This window comes from Candidatus Jidaibacter acanthamoeba (assembly GCF_000815465.1).
GTDB lineage: Bacteria > Pseudomonadota > Alphaproteobacteria > Rickettsiales > Midichloriaceae > Jidaibacter > Jidaibacter acanthamoebae.
Window position 1 is genome coordinate 26809 of sequence record NZ_JSWE01000146.1, and the last position, 19195, is coordinate 46003.

A 19195-nucleotide genomic window follows, 5' to 3' on the forward strand; every position below is an offset into this window, starting at 1 on the left:
AATTTTAATCCTTAGCTCTTTCCAAGTATTCTATCTCAGCAGTCTTAATCACTATTTTTTCACCCATACTGATAAACGGTGGAACCATTATCCTAACCCCGTTTTCCAAAATTGCCGGTTTATATGATGAAGCCGCGGTCTGACCTTTAACTACCGGTTCACATTCTTTAACGGTTACTACTAAAGTCTCGGGAAGGGAAATCGTAAGCGGTTTATCTTCATAAAACTCAACATTTACTTCCATTCCGTCTTGTAAGAATACTACTTGCTCACCGACAATCTCTTTATCGATATAAATTTGCTCATAGCTTTCATTATCCATTAAAGCCAGGTTATCCCCTTCCATATAAAGAAACTGAAATTTCTTTTGATCCAGACGCACTTTTTCAATATTCTCATTACTTCTAAATCTATTATTCAATTTGGTGCCGTTGATCATATCTTTCATTTCAACTTGCATATAAGCTCCACCTTTACCGGGCTGAGTGTGCATAGTTTTTTGCACTACCCAAAGTTTGCCGTTATATTCAAGCACATCACCCACACGAATGCTGTTAGCATCAATCTTCATGATTTCAACTCATTGGAAATTTTATGGAGATAATCTAACATAAGCTTTTAGAAGATCATAGAAAAAGTTTTATATCACTTTCAATATTCTCTTCTTTTTACTTACTTTAACTTATTAACTTTATAAAATTACTGGCATGCTAAGCATTCGTCATAATTAGTATCACTGCTTCCACCACCCCCCGACACTGCGCTATCAACCTGGACGCCTGCCGGTATCAATTTCATTTCAAGCTGGATCGGAGAATGCTCGGATTTAATCGATACTTTATCCGCTCTTTGAAGCGACTTGGAACGACAGTAATACATACTCTTCACCCCTCTCTTCCAAGCCGTAAAATGCAGCAAATGCAAATCACGTTTATGGATATCCGCCGGGATAAAGATGTTTAACGATTGAGCCTGGCAAATAAACGGAGTTCTATCAGCAGCTAAATCAATTATCCATCTTTGATCAATTTCAAACGCAGTTTTAAATACATCTTTTTCTTCTTGACTCAAAAAATCTAAATGTTGAACCGAGCCTTCGTGATTCATGATTGAAGACCAAACATCATCACTATCCTGTTCCTTTTCCTGCAATAGCTTCTTTAGATGCTTATTTCTAACATTAAATGAGCCGGTCAAAGTCTTTTGGGTATAAGTATTTGCATTATAAGGCTCAATTCCGGGAGAAGAATTACCTGCAATAATAGAAATTGAAGCAGTAGGAGCGATTGAAGTTTTATGACTGAACCTTTCCATTAATCCAGCTTCTAAAGCATCAGGACATGCTCCCTTTTCTTCAGCCAGCATTTTTGAAGCTTTATCCACTTCTTGCTTTATATGCTTAAATATTCTCAAATTCCATGCTTTAGCCATAGCTGATTCCATAGGCAGCATCTTAGATTGCAGGAACGAATGCAATCCCATCACTCCTAAGCCTACACTTCTTTCCCGGTAAGCGGAATATTTTGCTTTACTCATGCTGGTCGGAGCTTTATCAATAAAATCTTCCAGCACATTATCTAAAAACCTCATAATGTCAGGAATAAAATCTTCGTTGTTATTCCATTCTTCATAAGTTTCAAGGTTTAATGAAGAAAGGCAGCATACCGCCGTTCTTTCATTGCCCAAATGATCCTTACCGGTTGCAAGAGTAATCTCGCTGCATAAATTGGAAGTTTTTACTTCAAGACCTAGTTTTTTATATACTTCGGGTTTCGCATCATTCACATGATCGATAAATAGTAAATAAGGTTCTCCGGTTTCTACTCTGGCGGTTAGAATTCTAATCCATAAATCTCTAGCTTTTACGACTGCGATAGTCGACTTATCATATGGGCTTTTTAACTCCCAAGGATCATCCTTTTCAACTGCTTCCATGAAGTCATCGGTAATAACTATGCCATGATGCAAGTTGAGCGCTTTACGGTTCGGGTCACCTCCCGTCGGTCTTCTAAGCTCTATGAACTCTTCAATTTCAGGATGCCATACAGGTAGATATACAGCTGAACTTCCTCTTCTTAAACTGCCTTGAGAAATTGCAAGAGTCAGCCTATCCTGCACTCCTATAAACGGAATAATTCCTGAAGTTTTGCCGTTGCCTCTTACTTTTTCTCCGATAGAGCGTACACCACCCCAATAGGTACCGATTCCCCCACCTCTTGAAGCCAGCCACACATTTTCATTCCAAACATCAACAATCCCATCCAGGCTATCTCCGGTCTCATTTAAAAAACACGAGATTGGCAAACCTCTATCAGTTCCTCCGTTACTCAAAATCGGAGTAGCCGGCATAAACCACATTTTACTCATATAATCATAAAGCCTGTTTGCATGCTCTTCATCATCAGCATAATACTTAGCAACTCTTGCAAACAAATCTTGAAAAGTCTCCCCTTCTAATAGGTAACGATCTACCAATACTGCTTTTCCGAAGTCAGTTAAATTTTTATCTCGCTCAGAATTTAAAGTTATTTTAAACTCTTTTTTATTGATTAACTTTTGCGGCTCTACCTTGAATGCGGCAACTGAGCACATAATAATTCCCTCTTAAAAAACCTTTGATCCTATACTATATATAGTATTAGAATTTGCAATAACTTTTATTTTTAACTAAATATTGATTTTTCAAAAAACATGTTGACACCCCATTAATCCAGCCATTGGAGAAGGGAAAAAAGCAAGGTAGTACGAAAAATGTTATTTACAACCCAAACTTTCTATTTGCTCATTAGCTCTCTTTTTAAGAAAGGTTGAAGCATTAGGAAATTCTTTTTTAAATTTGGCAAATGTAAAGCAAGCCTGCTTAACTTTATGCAATCTGCCGAGAGACTCACCCAGCTTCACTAAACTATCCGGCGCTTTATCGCCGTTAGAGTTTTGCTGATAGCTTTTTAAATACCTTATTGCAGCTTGATTATATTTTTCGGCCTGGAAATTAATTTCTCCGATCCAAAATTGAGCCTCGCTCACTCTCACATGATTGGAGTTATTATCGATAAACTCTTGAAATGATTTAAGTGCTTTATCCGCATCTTTTTCTTTAATTGCAGCATAAGCTTTTTTGTAAAGGATTTCTCCTTGATCATCTTTAGTACTATTTTTGGTCTTATTTAAGCTTTGTTCTTGCTTAGCTTTTTTTTCCAAAGCCTTCTGGTCGCTTCCTTTAAATACATTTTGTTCAGTCAATTGCTCATCGATGGAATCAAGTTTTTTATCAGCTTCACTGGCATTAATTTTAGTTTGATCCTTACGTTGATTAAGTTCATTAAATCTATATTCAATGTCAGAAGAAAATTTTATAAATTTATCATTAAGCTGTGAATATTCAAATTGAAGTTGCTCTATATCACCCCTAATCGTTTTTAACAATTGATAAAGCTCATCGAACTGCGCAGAAACTGCTGCATTACTCGAGTCGCCCGAAGTTTTCGGCTCGGAATAAATCTGCTTCTGTAAAGCCACCATATTTTGTTCAATACCTTCTACTCTTGCAAATAAATCAGTCTCGGAAAGCTTTGGCTTCCTTAGCAAACTTGACTCATCAGATAGTTGAGCAACCGCATTAGCATTTAAACTTAAACAACAGGCGAACAGAAACAATATTTTTTTCATATATATACTATAAAATTATGTTAATTATTTTATTAGGCACATGGATTACTTTCTTAATTTCTGAATTCTCTAAAACCGAGCCGATGTTACCTAGAAGTTTAGCCTGCGCCAGCGTTTCTTCTTCAGTTGCATTTAACTTTATTTCCATAATGCCCCTCATTTTACCATTTAACTGTACAGCAATAGTGACATTATCATCAACTAAAAATTTCGGATTAGCTTCAGGCCAAGCTATATTTATTAATGCATTTTCATTTCCTAAAATACACCACAATTCCTCAGTAACATGAGGGGCAATCGGGTTTAACAGCCTTATCGCCGTTTCAAGCCCCAGCTTATAGGTTGCTTCCGATAAAGAGTTACTGCTTAAATAGTTGGTAAGCTCTCTGATTTTAGCTATCGCCTTATTAAAATGGAAGTGCTCTAAGAAATCAGTCACATCTCTGATAGTTTTATGAATTACTTTTAAAGCCTTTTCATCGTGAGTCGGATTCGAAGATAAAGCGGGATTAATTTCAAGCACCATTTTATATAACTTGGAAAGGTATTTATACGAGCCTTCAATCCCGGTATCAGTCCATTCCAAGTCGCGGTCAGGCGGAGAATCCGATAGTAAGAAAAAGCGCGCGGTATCAGCTCCATACTTCTCTACAATAGAATCTGGATCCACAACGTTCTTCTTAGATTTACTCATTTTTTCCGAACGGCCGAGAACTACTTCTTCTTTGGTCGATGAATGATAAACCTTATTACCTTCTTTTTTTACTTCTTCGGGATATAACCAATTGCCTTTTTCGTCCTTATAAGTTTCATGACAGATCATTCCTTGGGTAAGCAACCTGTCAAACGGCTCAGAAAGATTTAAATAACCGCACTGCTTAAGCGCTTTAGTAAAAAAACGCGAATATAAAAGGTGCATAACAGCATGTTCAATGCCTCCGATATATTGATCAACGGGTAACCAATAATCTACTTGGTTTCTGTCGAAAGCTTCTTCGCTTTGCGGGGAGCAAAACCTTGCAAAATACCAGGAAGATTCAAAGAAAGTATCAAAAGTATCGGTTTCACGGGTAGCTCCTTTGCCGCATTTCGGGCAATTAACATGCTTCCAGGTCGGATGATTGGAAAGAGGGTTTCCCTTACCGGTAAAATTCACATCTTCAGGCAGCTTAACCGGGAGATGTTCTTTAGGCACCGGAACTACTCCGCAATCATCGCAGTATATCATCGGAATCGGACAACCCCAATAACGTTGACGGGAAACCCCCCAATCTCTAAGCCTATACTGAACTTTTCCTTCGCCTTGCTTTAAGCGCTCTAATTCTTCTATAGCTCGTTTTTTAGCAGCAAAGCTATTCATTCCATCCAAAAATCTAGAATTAAACATTACTCCATCTTCTTCTATATATGGCTCTTTGTTATAATCTATTTCTTGATTAGATTTCGGCTTTATCACCGGAATTATAGGTAAATTATATTTTAAAGCAAATTCATGGTCTCTTAGGTCATGGGCAGGGCAGGCAAAAATTGCCCCCGTGCCGTAATCCATGAGTACAAAGTTTGCGATATAAACCGGAAGCTTAATTGAATCGTCAAGAGGGTGCAAAACATAAAGCCCGGTAAATACTCCCTTCTTCTCGACAGTTTCTAAAACTTGTTCGCTTACGGCATTATGGGCACACTCTGCGATAAAAGCCTTAACTTCTTCGTTTTCTACCTGAACTAGAATCGGATGATCATAAGCAACACCTATATAAGAAGCGCCGAACAAAGTATCGGGGCGAGTAGTATAAGCATCTATATATTGCTCACTATTCTCTACTTTAAACTTAACTACGGCACCTTCGGATTTACCGATCCAATTTTTTTGCATAGTCAGCACTTTTTCAGGCCAATTTTTAAGCTTATTCAAATCTTCTAATAATTCATCGGCATACTCGGTAATTTTTAAAAACCACTGCTTTAATTTTTTACGCTCTACAAGTGCGCCCGAGCGCCATCCTCTGCCGTTTTCAACTTGTTCATTCGCAAGCACGGTCTGATCAACCGGATCCCAATTAACTATTGATTCTTTTTGATAAGCAAGACCGGCTGTATAAAAATCTATGAACATTGCCTGCTCATGTTTGTAGTAATCGGCATCACAAGTTGCAAGTTCTCTTCCCCAATCATATGAAAAGCCGATCGGAAGCAATTGCTTTTTCATCGCTTCTATATTCGAGTATGTCCATTCTGCTGGCTGCCGGTTATTTTGAATTGCAGCATTCTCAGCTGGTAAACCGAATGCATCCCAACCCATCGGATGCAATACGTTAAACCCGGCGGATTTCTTAAACCTTGCGACCACATCACCTATAGTATAATTCCTTAAATGCCCCATATGCACTCTCCCGGAAGGATAAGGGAACATCTCAAGCACAAAATATTTCGGTTTAGAAAAATCCTCAGATACTTTAAATGAATTGTTTTGATTCCAATATTCCTGCCATTTTTTCTCTATAACTTTCGGATTATAATCACTCATATTTTTTTGCCGTTTAGTAATTTGGAGTTCAATATATAGCACCTAGGCTAAAATTGCAAAAACTAAACGATATACATAAAAAAAGGAAAACTTAATTTCAAACTATATCAGGCAAAAATCTGCTCCGCTTGGTTAGCATTTTGAAATGTATCACCAAAGTGATCTTGTATAAAGTCTCCGGTAGATTTAGTTACTGCTTCAGATAAATCTTCATACTGTTTTGCTAAATTAGAGAGCTTAGCTTTGTAAAGCTTTCCTTGCTCATCTAATAAGGCTTTGCTTCCTTCAAGGAAATTAGTCTGTTTTTGTTTTACATAAGCATCATATGCCTGCTGATACTTAGCAGTAATATCACCACAATCAACTTTGATTGTGCAATGATAAGTGGTAGTACACAGCTCACTACGGCTATTATAGCCACCGGTTGGGATACAGTTTGTTGTTGAAGAATCACTATTATGCTTATTACACGGAGTGCTCGCTTTTAAAGCTTCTCCTTTTGCATTGCATTCAGCGTCTGCCGAGGCCTGTAAAGAGGCTCTTTGCGCTTCAAAATCCCCCTCTAATTGGCTTTCCTGTAATTCATTATCAGCTGTTAATTTCTCAATAAATTCCTTTTTGAGAGCTTCCTGTTCTTTATTAAATTGCTCCTTAAGCTTTAATAGTGAAGTTAGTTTATTGAGTTGATTGATTAGCCTTCCATCTGCATTATCTTCTAGGTTTGCCTCATCACTATCTATATTTTGCTCTTTTGTTGGAATTTGCGAATAGTCATCTCTTTTAAATTCTCGTTTATCGGTTTCCGGGTTAGTAATTAATTTTCCATCCTTAAGATCCTGCGCCAACTTCTGTGCAAATTCTTCTTTTGTTTTACAACCTATTGCGGCTATCCTTCCTGCGCGGTTGTTCCATAAGTCCATATTTTTTTCAATTGAATAAGATTCCGGAGTATCCGCCTTGTGCTGCTTATCTATATCAAAAAAAGACCCCATTTCCTCAGAAAGATAATGTATATAATTTTTACCCTGGCCAAAAAGTTCATAAGCTTCACCTTTTAGGTTTGAGCTAATATGGTTACCTTCGATTGCTATACTTCCTGCTACATATGCATGCCTAAATGCATCTAAATCGGATTATGTCCGTCTATCACAGTTTTTCCATTAGAAAGCGTTTTATAAGGAAGTGACCCAACATATTGTTTATAAGCTTGATTAGCTTCCTCACTTTTTTTAATTATAAATTCTTGCTTTATTTTTTTATATTCATCATAAGCTGGTATAGTCATAATATTACTCCTGATTAGTAAAATTAATTATTTTTCCTTTGTAAAAAATAAACTTTGCGGTTCCATTATAACATGTTGAATGAATATTATTTGAGAAAAGATTAATATTTATAAATCCTCTTCTTATATTTATTACCATAACTTCCTCGCCTTTATAGTTAAATTGCATGTTATAAATATCATCTGCTAACTCTGCTCCATTTGGTTTATTTCTCTTTACATGGTTCTTTACTCCATATTCATAAGGAAAATATATACAACACTCATCCCATTTAAAATCAGTCAAATTTCTAATCTGAGTTGATTTTGCATTGCTGTGGAGAGCTTCTCCTAACTTTTTTTGAAATAAATATTGATCTTCTTTGTCTAAATATCCGTTTAAATCAAGGTAAACATAGGAAACGAGAAGCATAGCGCCTAATAAGGTTACCACTACGGGAACTCCAAATAATATAACAATTAATTTTTTCCAATTCATACAATATTACCTTTTTATCTGCACTTATATTTTATTTTTATCACTTGTACTACCCAACTATTCATTTATTATTTATTTAAATGTAATAAAACTAAAAAATTAAAAGTAGATTTCATATAAAGCTTTTTTTATTAAAATAGGTAAGAGATCGAGAGACCGATACAAGCAGCTTATTATTAAAATATAAGATGATTTTTTAAGTTAAATAAAAATTTATTGGTAACATGCTAGCTTTGCTGTACTTTCTCATTAAAGTTATCCTACCTTAAAGAATAAATTTTTTATGTTCAGATAACTAAACTTAACTTCCATCTTTTAAAGTTACCTAATATGTATCTTTATATTTTATTTTAGAAAAGATTTTTATATACTTCGGTAAAATATAGAAAGATTTTACATAAATATATGATAGCTTCCTCTACCCAACCATCGGATTTACTATCAGATTCAATAAAAACCGCAATAACTCCGATGATGCAACAGTATCTTAATGTGAAAGCAATGCATGAAGACTACCTGTTGTTTTATAGGATGGGTGATTTTTATGAGCTCTTTTTTAATGATGCGGTGGTTGCGGCAGATATCTTAAATATTACACTTACTAAGCGCGGTAGGCATAAGGGTGAAGATATTCCTATGTGCGGGGTTCCTTCCCATGCTTATGACTATTATCTTGAAAAGTTAATTAAAGCCGGTTTCAAGGTTGCTATCTGTGAACAATTAGAGACCCCTGAAGAGGCAAAAAAGCGGGGATATAAAGAAGTAGTAAAGAGGGAAGTGGTAAGGATAATTACTCCGGGAACCATAATAGAGGAGTCATTACTTGAATCCAAACAAACTAATTACCTTTGCTCAATTGCAGTTATTGATAAAATAATTGCCCTTGCCTGGATAGATATAACTACCGGGGAATTCTATATCTCTACTACTAATGGCTTTTCTCTTGCAAGTGACCTCGCCAGACTTTCGCCAAGTGAGATAATATTACCCGAAAAGTTGTTTCAAGGTGAAAGGATGAAGCAAGTATTACAGGAATATAACAAGAATATTTCAGTACGAGCTAATAACATATTTGATTACACGAGAAGTGAGAATCGTCTAAAACAATTTTTTAACCTCACCTCATTAGAAGGCTTAGATAATTATAATAAAGCTGAAATAACAAGTGCAGGAGCATTAATTGAATATATAGAACATACGCAAAAAAGCGCTCTTCCTAAAATTAACCGCCCGAAGAAAATTGACTCCAAACATTTTATGCTGATTGACCGGGCTACCAGAAGAAATTTGGAAATTGAGAAGGATATTAAAGGTCAAAAGAAAAACTCCTTACTTAGCGTGATTGATAAAACATTAACTTCTTTAGGGGGAAGGTTACTCAGCACTCAACTCTCTGCACCTATGTGTGATCAAAGCTCGATTAACCGAAGGCTGGATAATGTTGAATGTTTTATAAAGCAAAGCAGCTTAAGAACTAAAGCAAGGGAGCTTCTAAAAGCATTTCCGGATATAGAGCGCGCCTTATCAAGGATATTTGCAAAACGCACAAGCCCTCGCGATTTAGGGATAATTCGTGACGGATTGGATATTGCCTTACTTATTGCTGAAACGCTAACCTTTTCATCTGAGTATTTATCTGAAGAAATAAAGCAAAATCTAAACTATTTAGGGAATTTCGGTAATCTGTTAGAAAAGCTTAAAAGCGCATTAAAAATTGAATTACCGCTCAATATTAAAGAAGGAAATTTTATCAGACAAGGATACCATTTAAAACTGGATGAGCTAAGGGATATAAAAATAAATGCTAATTCAAGTTTAATAAAACTTAAGGAAAAATACCAATTACTAAGCGGTATACCTACGCTAAAAATATCACATAATAACATTTTAGGATATTTTATAGAAATAACCCCTTCCAACCTTAAAAAAATGCCTGAAGATTTATTTATTCATAGGCAAACTCTGGGTAATTCAATCAGGTATACCACCGAGGAATTAAAGCAACTTGAAAGCGATATCAAGCTTTGTGAAGAACGTTTTTACGGTTTAGAGCAGGAAATATTTGCCGAACTTATTAACGGGGTTACCTCTTATTCAGATAATATAGCACTTCTTTCCCAGGCAATTTCCGTAATTGATGTTTCTTCCTCACTTGCGACCCTTGCGGTTGAAATGGAATATGTGCGCCCCTTAGTTGATAGCTCAAAAAGCTTTGAAATCATAGAAGGTAGACACCCCGTTGTTGAAAAATATTTAAAATCTAAATTTATTCCTAATGACTGCATTCAAAATGAAGAGCAAAATTTATGGTTGATTACCGGGCCTAATATGGCGGGTAAGAGTACATTTTTAAGACAAAATGCACTGATATGCATACTCGCTCAAATCGGTAGTTTCGTGCCTGCTAAAAGTGCCCATATCGGGATTGTTGATAAGCTGTTTAGTAGAATCGGCTCAGGCGATGATATATCGAGAGGACAATCCACCTTCTTAGTTGAAATGGTAGAAACCGCCTCCATTTTAAATAATGCTACTCCCGATTCATTTGTTATTTTGGATGAACTCGGCAGAGGGACTTCAACCTATGACGGTTTATCAATCGCTTGGTCGGTGATTGAAAACATCCATAATGAAATTAAATGCCGAACATTGTTTGCTACCCATTATCATGAGCTCACTGAACTTGAACAGCATTTAAAGCACCTAAGGTGCTACACGATGAAAGTTACCGAGTGGGAGGAAAAAATAATATTCATGCATGAAGTTATAAGAGGAAAGGCAGACAGGTCCTACGGCATTCATGTAGCTGAAATCGCAGGTGTACCCTTATCCGTTATTGAAAGAGCAAATTTGATTTTAACTCAACTGGAACTGAAAAATTCCGGCTCCTCGGCTCCTTCTTCCATACCCGCGGCTTCTCCTTCCGTAAAGCCTAAAAACGACAAACTGGAACTAAAGTTAAAAGAAATTGACATAGATGCCCTCGCTCCCAGAGAAGCACTTGATATCTTGTATGAACTTAAAAATATGGTTAAATAATATGAAAGCATTTCCTTATACCAGGCTCAGAAGAAACCGAAAAGAACAATGGTCGAGAGATATGGTTGCCGAAAATCACATCTTTCCTTCTAACTTAATACTTCCTGTATTTGTTAAGGAAGGTAAGGAGGAGTCGGAGCCGATTGCCTCTATGCCGGGTGTAAATAGGCTTTCCATTGATAATTTAGTTAAGGCGGCTAAAGAAGCAAGGTCGTTGGGCATTCTGGCGATCGCCCTTTTTCCTTATATTGAGCCGGCATTAAAAGATGATAAAGGTAGTGAAGCATTAAATAAGGATAATTTATTATGTAGAGCCATTAAGGAACTGAAGGATAAAGTTCCTGAGCTTGGCGTAATTACTGATGTTGCGCTTGACCCTTATACCAGCCATGGCCATGATGGTATTATAAATGCGAGGGGTGATATTATTAATGATGAAAGCATTGAAGTTTTATGCGAGCAGGCGTTAATTTTAGCGCAAAGCGGATGTGATATTGTTGCTCCTTCCGATATGATGGACGGTAGAATCGGCGCTATTAGGGAAACTTTAGAGGAAGAAGGCTTAACCGATACTCAAATTCTTGCTTATGCGGCAAAATATGCTTCTTGCTTTTACGGGCCCTTTAGAGGCGCCGTCGGCTCGCAGTCTTTACTGGGCGGCAAGGATAAAAAGACTTATCAAATGGATTTTGCTAATTCCGATGAAGCCTTAAGAGAAGTGGAGCTGGATATTTCCGAGGGAGCGGATATGGTGATGATTAAACCGGGGTTGCCTTATCTGGATATCATTCGAAGAGTTAAAGATAATTATAATATCCCGATCTTTGCTTATCAGGTAAGCGGAGAATATTCAATGATTAAAGCAGCGAGTGCTGCCGGGTTTATTGATGAACAAAAAGCGTTTTTAGAAACGATGCTCTGCTTTAAGCGTGCGGGTGCAAACGGAATATTTACTTATGCAGCAATCGCAATCGCAAGGTGGCTGTGGTGAGGAATTATACATACAGAATACATAAAAAAGATGCACATCTTTTTGAAATAGTTTGCATGCAGACTATAAAGTACTTCCCGATATTGCTTCCGGCTATGGCCTATTTATATGATTACATATATTTTATTCAGTTAGGTATTCAAGTTGATCAGATTCCAAGCTCATTTTTTGATCATCTTAGGTCTGTCTTAAATTGGTTACCTGAGATAGGTTTGTATTTTTTATTTAACTTTGCTTTAGTCCTCTGTTTTATTCGTAATAAAAAAGAGGAAGAGCCAAATAATAAAACAAGAATTATTAGTTTTATTCTTTTGCTTCCAGCTATCATTTCTTTTTTAGTAGCAATATCATTTGAACTCCCTTACCATTACATCACATTATATTTGATTATTATTTTTTCTATATATGTATCTTTTATATATTTTCTAGAAAATTTGGAAACATATAGAGAAGCACTTTCTAACCAAATAAGAACTGGCATTAGAAGCTTTTTAGCTTTATTAACAATCACCTTGTCTCTTAGCTTCTACCAAGGCAGATATGATTATTATCAACTAAAAACGGGAACAGAAAAATTTAAAACTAAGATAATTATAAAAGATAATAAAAATATTAACCTTAAAGAAACAAACTATAAAGAGGAAGTTTTAGTTAGACCGCTTGAAGCAGGTGTAATATGGTATGATAGATCCAATAATTCATTTAATTTTTCCAAATGGGACGATATTGAGAAAATAAAATTTCTAAATAAACGGCCTTTATTAAATGAAACTAAAAACCCGCCTAATAATACTAATACAACACAAATAAAATAAACTATATAAAATAGTTAAAGTTTAACTCAAACAAATATGTAATGTATTAAACTTAATTTGAAATACCTTGTAATTAATCCAACTTTTCTTTGGGATATTTTTGGGCAGCTAACCTCAAGATTCTTATTGCTCTTTCAGGCTGCAGAGCATAAACTCTTCTCACCACTTCTTCTAATTGTGGCTTTCTTTTCAGTTCATTTTCGGTTTGCATTAACACAAATCTAAAATCAAGTAAGGCTGCTCTTTTTTCTTCTTCACTAAAGTAAATCGGCTTTAAATCATGCTCAACCACAAAATTTGCCATTTTAACTACAAGAGAATTAAACTTTTCCTTAGCAACTAGTTTCTCCTCATTTGTAGCAGATTTAGAATTTTTAATCAGGGAATATGACATAACAGCTTTATGAAATATAATAAGCTCTTCATCAGGAAGGCTCTTTAATATCTGATTATCTAAGTTAAGATGTTTCTCGTCCTTCAAAGCTTTATTACCCGCTTTAACGCTTGAGCAACCTACCAGTGAAAATGTCAGTATAAATAAAACTACATATCGCATTAAAAACATAATCTAATAACCGCACAATTATTTAATGATTTGCTGAATTATAACATTATATACTTAAATTAGCTAAATAAAAAAGGTTTGCATAGAAATTTAATATTATTTTAAAATTCTTAATGGTGTTTTTAATACTAGAATACTTGGCTACCAGGCAAGCAATGACTTTAATAATAATATTGAGCAATTCCAATGATTATAAGATGAATAAAACCTCAATATTACCCAAATTTAAAAGTGGTTTAGGTACAAATTTTGAAATTCTTACAAAAGTTACTATTGCCGCTTTAGTAAGCTCAGGGGTAATAATTAATTATATATATGTATTCTTTCTCGGATTTAACCCGTACTTAATACCATTTATTTTATCAGATCACATTAATACTTCAGTAAGTGTATTATTTGAGCTTCTAATAGTTTACTTTTGCTTATTTATTCAACCCTTTTTTCTTTATAAGGAAACGATAACCAATACCTCTCCTCATGTTAATAGTAGAAAAATCATATTTGCTGAATATGTCTCTTTATTTTCTAAATTATTGCTTATTACATTAGCTGCATACTTTAGTTATAATATATATACGCTTAATAAAAATTTTGATTTTAGCTCATATATATTATACCCGATAATAATTGCTTTTGCCTTTTATCTGGTAATAGTTTACGCTTTAACTTTTATCAGTGCTTTTAATCCAAAGATTAGATTTGGCCTAAGTGCCTCCTTTGCTTTTTTAGTCTTTGCAGTTTCCAAAGCTTTATGCATTTTTAATATGGATTCCGTAAATTTTGATCGCGAACTTTATTTGACGACAGTGGAAAACTCTGACGGTAAAGAATATACTCTTTTGAAATCTTTTGAAAAGGGCGAGGTTATTTATGAAACCGATAAGAAAAGATTTGTTTTCTTAAAAGGAGATAAAACAGGGGCAATAATTCCTATGATAAGGCTTGAAGCAGATAATAATAAAAATAATAATTCTTAGTTTTTTATTTAACCTCAGTAAATATGCTTTATAATGTTTATAATGGCCAATGATTTAAATATTTGTATATATAGTAAATTAAGTTGAATATCTAACACATTTATTCAAATATAATAAGTTAAGTTTAATATGACTATATAGCCTACAACTGAAAAATCAGATAATAAGAACAGTAAGAAGCATACATCTCGCCGCCATTTATAGCGTGTATTTGTTGTATAAATGGCATAACCGTTTATATGCAAACTTAGCTTAATTTTTTTAGCTCAACTAGCTCCCTATATTCAACTTAATTTACTCCATTAACTCATCAGATTGCTTAAATGTCTTTCTCTAAAAAGAGTGTAAGGTAAAAAAATATAATTGATTCCGGAAAAACCCTGCTTGGGACCATAGATATATGAGATACCCAACTTAAATTTATTATTAATATACTCTTTAAAATTTAAATGATCCCTCTACACCCTAAACTTAAGCGCTTCTTCCAGGTATTTTATCTCATCCCTCAGCTCATCTCTCACAACTTCAGAGGATTCTTTTTCCATTTCCTGAATGGTTGCGGTAAGCCTACTTTCAAACTGCTCAAAATTAATTTTATCTGTGCTTACGGCTTCATCAACTATAACTGTACAAAGTTCGGCAGTTACTTTAACCGTACCTGCCGAAACTACATACTTTTCAGTTATAGTTTCATCCTGATAAATATTAATTACACCGGGCATAATAGTAGTAATATAGTTTTCATGGCCGTATAACACACCGAACTCTCCACCTTCACCCGGAAGCACTGCCATAGTAACTTCCAAGTTAGCTAAGGTCTTTTCAGGAGAAATAATTTCAAGTCTAATTTTAGTCATCTACTATGCAGCCTCTAAAGCAAGTTTTTTAGCCTTCTCAATTGCCTCATCAATATTTCCGACCATATAGAAAGCAGCTTCGGGAAGATCATCATACTCCCCTTCCACCAAACCTTTAAATCCTTGAATGGTATCTTTGAGCGCAACAAATTTCCCGGAGATACCGGTAAATACTTCCGCTACATGGAACGGTTGTGATAAGAATCTTTGGATTTTCCTAGCTCGGGCTACAATAAGTTTATCTTCTTCACTAAGCTCGTCCATCCCTAAAATCGCAATAATATCTTGTAACGACTTATAGGTTTGAAGAATTCTTTGTACTTCTCTTGCCACCTTATAATGCTCTTCTCCGATAATATCAGGGCTTAGCATTTGCGATGTACTATCTAACGGATCTACCGCCGGATAAATTCCGAGCTCGGCAATTTGTCTGCTAAGTACCGTTGTTGCATCAAGGTGGGCGAATGAGGTAGCAGGCGCCGGGTCAGTTAAGTCATCGGCCGGAACGTATACCGCCTGTACGGAAGTAATCGAACCTTTCTTGGTAGAGGTAATCCTTTCCTGTAATGTACCCATTTCGGTTGCGAGAGTCGGCTGATAACCTACAGCGGAAGGAATTCTCCCGAGGAGTGCGGAAACCTCCGAACCGGCTTGAGTGAACCTGAAAATGTTATCAATAAAGAATAATACATCCTGCCCTTCCTGGTCTCTAAAATATTCAGCTTGAGTAAGCCCGGTTAACGCTACTCTTGCCCTTGCTCCCGGCGGCTCGTTCATTTGGCCGTATACGAGTGCAACTTTAGAGTTTTGCGGGTTTTCCAGATCAATAACTTTTGAGTCAATCATCTCATGGTATAGGTCATTACCTTCTCTCGACCTCTCCCCCACCCCGGCAAACACTGAAAATCCGCCGTGTGCTTTAGCAATATTATTAATTAGTTCCATGATGATTACGGTTTTACCGACCCCTGCTCCCCCGAATAAACCGATTTTACCGCCCTTGGCATATGGTGCTAAAAGATCAATAACTTTAATACCGGTAGTTAAAATTTCATTTGCGGTAGATTGCTCGATTAACTCAGGAGCCGGCGCATAAATGGAAGCTGATTGAGTTGATTTTATTTCACCTCTGTTATCGATTGGTTCCCCGATAACATTCATAATACGCCCTAAAACTTCTCTTCCGACCGGAATGGTGATGGGGCTTTCGGTATCAATAACTTCCTGTCCTCTGCTTAAACCGTCGGTAGAATCCATAGCAATTGCGCGCACAGTATTTTCACCGATATGCTGAGCTACTTCCAATATAAGCTCTTTACCTTGATTTTCACATTTCAATGCATTCAAAATCCGAGGTAAGCCCTGCTCGAATTTCACATCTACTACCGCACCGATTACTTGTTTTATAATTCCTTTATTTGCCATAACTCACATCATTTAAAAATGTTATTTTTCTTTATTATCTGATTATACTTTGTTCTTTGCCTCTATTTTCTAATATTCTTTCAGCCACACTTTTCTCTTTATTAGCAGTATCGCTTTTAATAGTTTCACTTAGCCCTACAACGTTAGCTTTTTTGTCATAATTTTTTAAAGCTTCGCTTATTTTTTCTTGTATTTCATTATTTAATAGATCCATTGCTTTATTAATGGCATGTACAGCATCCATCTTCCTAACTGAAGAAGGATAGTTGGTCGAGTTTGGTATAGGACCATAATTTAGGAAATTGGCATATTTATGTGCTTCAATAATAAAACCAATCCTTTCCTCAATTTCTAATGATTTTACTCCTTTATTAAAATGAGCTTCTGCTTCCAATAAAGTTTCCGCTATATCAGAAAGCTTTTCAAGTTCGCCTATTGTTAGGTATTCTTTGCTTGTATCGCTTAAAGATTTAGCAGGTCTAGTCGCACCATGACTTAATGATAATCTGGTATCTTCTGAAAAGCCATCTAGTATAGCTGATGGGTTAGATGATAATGTACGCCCGCTGAGTCTACCACTAACTTTAGTAACGCTACCCAATCTTTGTGTAAAACCTTTCATAACTTTCTCCTTTAAATTGCTTCCGCGCCTGATATAATCTCAATTAATTCCTTAGTAATATATGCCTGTCTCGTTCTATTATAAACAAGCTGTAACTTTTTAATCATTTCCCCAGAGTTCCGTGTGGCATTATCCATCGCCGTCATACGTGATGCATGCTCACCGGCGAAACTTTCCAACAATGCTTTATAAATCTGCACCTTTAAATTTTTCGGCAGTAAATCCAACAATATTTTTTCTTTATCCGGCTCAAATTCAAATTCATTAATAATCTTTTCTTCCTCTTCCTTCAGCTCTTCCTTCAGAAGCGGAATTAATTGCTGCTGAGTCGGAACTTGAGCTATTACCGATTTAAATTTATTATAATAAATATGACAAGAATCAACCTGATTATCATGAATTAAAGATAACGCTCTTTCAGCTATATCACAGGCTTCGGAGTATTTCACTCCCTTACTTCTTATTCCGTCTTTATGAGCAATAATATATTTACCGTAATTTTTCTTTAAAAGCTCATATCCTTTTTTGCCGATACAAATTATCTTAATACTTTTTCCTTGTGCAATAAGATTATCTATAACCTTTCTTACCGTCTTAATTATAGAAATATTAAAAGCACCGCAAAGCCCTCTATCAGCCGTCACCACGATCATTAACCGAACTTTCTCTTCATTCTCGTTTTTAAGCAATGATATTTCCTCAAACTCTTTACCCGCAAGCGAAGAAGCAGCAAGCAATATATTCTGCATTTTGTCTGCATAATGGACTGCGGCTTCGGATTTCTCTCTAGCTTTTTTAAGCTTAGAAGTAGATACCACTTTCATCGCCTTAGTAATCTTTTGTGTAGACTTAATGCTTTTTATTCTGTTTTTTAGTGACTGTAATGATGGCATCTGTTTTCAACCCTTTTATGCAAACATTTTAGCACTTTGCTCAAGGAAAGCTCTAAGCTCGGCTTCCGTCTCTTCGCTAATCTTCTGTTCTTTTTTAATTTTATTTAAGATTTTCGGATTATTATTAAGCTCTCGGACTAATTCTTCCTCAAATCTTTTTACGTCTTTTACCGGGATAGTATCAAAATAACCTTTAACTCCGGCAAAAATTATTGCAACCTGACTTTCTACAGAATACGGTTTGAATTGGGCTTGTTTTAATAATTCCGTTAGCCTTGAACCACGCGCCAATAGCTTTTGAGTTGAGGCATCGAGATCCGAACCGAATTGGGCGAACGCCTCCATTTCACGATATTGAGCAAGCTCAAGTTTAACGCTTCCTGCAACTTGTTTCATCGCTTTAATTTGCGCAGCTGATCCTACCCTACTTACTGATAGCCCGACGTTTACGGCAGGCCTAACCCCTTTATAAAACAATTCCGTTTCAAGGAAAATCTGACCGTCGGTAATAGAAATTACGTTAGTCGGTATATATGCCGAAACATCCCCGGCTTGTGTTTCAATAACCGGAAGCGCAGTCAAAGAACCTGCCCCTTTCTCATCAGACATCTTAGCAGCACGCTCAAGCAAGCGCGAATGTAAGTAAAATACATCGCCCGGATAAGCTTCACGCCCTGGCGGACGTCTTAAAAGTAACGACATCTGACGATATGCAACAGCATGTTTAGATAAATCATCATATGCAATTAACGCATGCATAGCATTATCTCTAAAATATTCACCCATTGCACATCCTGTATAGGGAGCTAAAAATGCCATCGGTGCAGCTTCCGACGCACTTGCTACAACAATAATCGAATAATCCAGCGCACCTTCTTCTTCTAATTTTTTCACTATTTTAGCAACCGAAGAACGCTTCTGCCCGATTGCAACATATATACAGTAAATCTGCTTTGCCGTATCTTTTTCAATGTGAGCGGTCTTTTGATTTAAAATCGTATCTAAAACGAGAGCAGTTTTACCTGTCTGCCTATCACCAATAATTAATTCACGCT

Annotated in this window: 17 protein-coding genes; 4 read left to right on the forward strand and 13 right to left on the reverse strand. The window is 36.0% G+C overall.

The genetic code is table 11. The features are described 5' to 3' along the window. Positions 1-4: 4 nt before the first annotated feature. The 7 genes from efp to NF27_RS07545 form a co-directional block, all read right to left on the reverse strand. Complete coding sequence (efp, locus tag NF27_RS07520) at positions 5-571, reverse strand: elongation factor P (RefSeq protein WP_039457760.1); 567 nt, start codon at positions 569-571, stop codon at positions 5-7. Positions 572-699: 128 nt separating this feature from the next. Continuing rightward, positions 700-2592 carry a ribonucleoside-diphosphate reductase subunit alpha gene (locus NF27_RS07525; protein WP_039457762.1) on the reverse strand — a complete coding sequence of 631 codons (1893 nt, stop codon included), beginning with the start codon at positions 2590-2592 and terminating at the stop codon, positions 700-702. A gap of 162 nt (positions 2593-2754) precedes the next feature. Beyond that, entirely contained in the window at positions 2755-3669 is a 915-nt protein-coding gene (locus NF27_RS11310; RefSeq protein WP_053332683.1) for a tetratricopeptide repeat protein, read from the reverse strand. 7 nt (positions 3670-3676) lie between these two features. Beyond that, positions 3677-6193 carry a leucine--tRNA ligase gene (leuS, locus tag NF27_RS07535; RefSeq protein ID WP_039457766.1) on the reverse strand — a complete coding sequence of 839 codons (2517 nt, stop codon included), beginning with the start codon at positions 6191-6193 and terminating at the stop codon, positions 3677-3679. Between the two features lie 107 nt (positions 6194-6300). Beyond that, entirely contained in the window at positions 6301-7185 is an 885-nt protein-coding gene (locus NF27_RS07540) for a hypothetical protein (protein ID WP_039457770.1), read from the reverse strand. 131 nt (positions 7186-7316) lie between these two features. Further along, positions 7317-7478, reverse strand: a complete 162-nt coding sequence (locus NF27_RS12540; RefSeq protein WP_161791836.1) for a hypothetical protein — start codon at positions 7476-7478, stop codon at positions 7317-7319. A gap of 4 nt (positions 7479-7482) precedes the next feature. Beyond that, a complete protein-coding gene (locus tag NF27_RS07545; RefSeq protein WP_039457772.1) occupies positions 7483-7956 on the reverse strand; it encodes a hypothetical protein in 474 nt (157 codons plus the stop codon). Positions 7957-8361: 405 nt separating this feature from the next. Between NF27_RS07545 and mutS the strand changes: the two genes are divergently transcribed. Genes mutS through NF27_RS07560 form a run of 3 tightly spaced genes read left to right on the forward strand, consistent with a single transcriptional unit; the run spans position 8362 to position 12801 of the window. Continuing rightward, positions 8362-10995: a DNA mismatch repair protein MutS gene (gene mutS, locus NF27_RS07550; protein ID WP_053332684.1), complete on the forward strand. Its 2634-nt coding sequence runs from the start codon at positions 8362-8364 to the stop codon at positions 10993-10995. A 1-nt stretch (position 10996) separates the two neighbouring features. Then, positions 10997-11986 (forward strand): porphobilinogen synthase, encoded by a 990-nt coding sequence (gene hemB, locus NF27_RS07555; RefSeq protein ID WP_204367882.1) that lies wholly within the window; start codon positions 10997-10999, stop codon positions 11984-11986. Next, a complete protein-coding gene (locus tag NF27_RS07560; RefSeq protein WP_039457778.1) occupies positions 11983-12801 on the forward strand; it encodes a hypothetical protein in 819 nt (272 codons plus the stop codon). The genes hemB and NF27_RS07560 overlap by 4 nt, the downstream gene beginning before the upstream one ends. Positions 12802-12874: 73 nt before the next feature. Here NF27_RS07560 and NF27_RS07565 read toward each other — a convergent pair whose 3' ends face one another. Continuing rightward, positions 12875-13366, reverse strand: a complete 492-nt coding sequence (locus NF27_RS07565; RefSeq protein ID WP_039457780.1) for a hypothetical protein — start codon at positions 13364-13366, stop codon at positions 12875-12877. 155 nt (positions 13367-13521) lie between these two features. On the opposite strand from NF27_RS07565, the gene NF27_RS07570 reads away from it, so the two are divergent. Further along, the gene (locus tag NF27_RS07570) at positions 13522-14343 is read left to right on the forward strand and encodes a hypothetical protein (RefSeq protein WP_152606873.1); all 822 of its coding nucleotides are present in this window, start codon (positions 13522-13524) and stop codon (positions 14341-14343) included. A gap of 458 nt (positions 14344-14801) precedes the next feature. On the opposite strand, the gene atpC is transcribed toward NF27_RS07570, so the two are convergent. From atpC to atpA, 5 genes are all read right to left on the reverse strand, one after another. Then, positions 14802-15200, reverse strand: a complete 399-nt coding sequence (atpC, locus tag NF27_RS11315) for an ATP synthase F1 subunit epsilon (protein ID WP_053332685.1) — start codon at positions 15198-15200, stop codon at positions 14802-14804. A gap of 3 nt (positions 15201-15203) precedes the next feature. Beyond that, positions 15204-16625: a F0F1 ATP synthase subunit beta gene (atpD, locus tag NF27_RS07580; protein ID WP_039457785.1), complete on the reverse strand. Its 1422-nt coding sequence runs from the start codon at positions 16623-16625 to the stop codon at positions 15204-15206. A gap of 34 nt (positions 16626-16659) precedes the next feature. After that, a complete protein-coding gene (locus NF27_RS07585) occupies positions 16660-17247 on the reverse strand; it encodes a hypothetical protein (protein WP_039457787.1) in 588 nt (195 codons plus the stop codon). Positions 17248-17258: 11 nt separating this feature from the next. Next, positions 17259-18140, reverse strand: coding sequence for a F0F1 ATP synthase subunit gamma (locus tag NF27_RS07590; protein WP_039457790.1), 882 nt, complete (start codon positions 18138-18140; stop codon positions 17259-17261). Between the two features lie 15 nt (positions 18141-18155). Beyond that, positions 18156-19195 (reverse strand): F0F1 ATP synthase subunit alpha (gene atpA / locus NF27_RS07595; RefSeq protein ID WP_039457791.1); only part of this gene is annotated, 1040 nt, incomplete at its 5' end.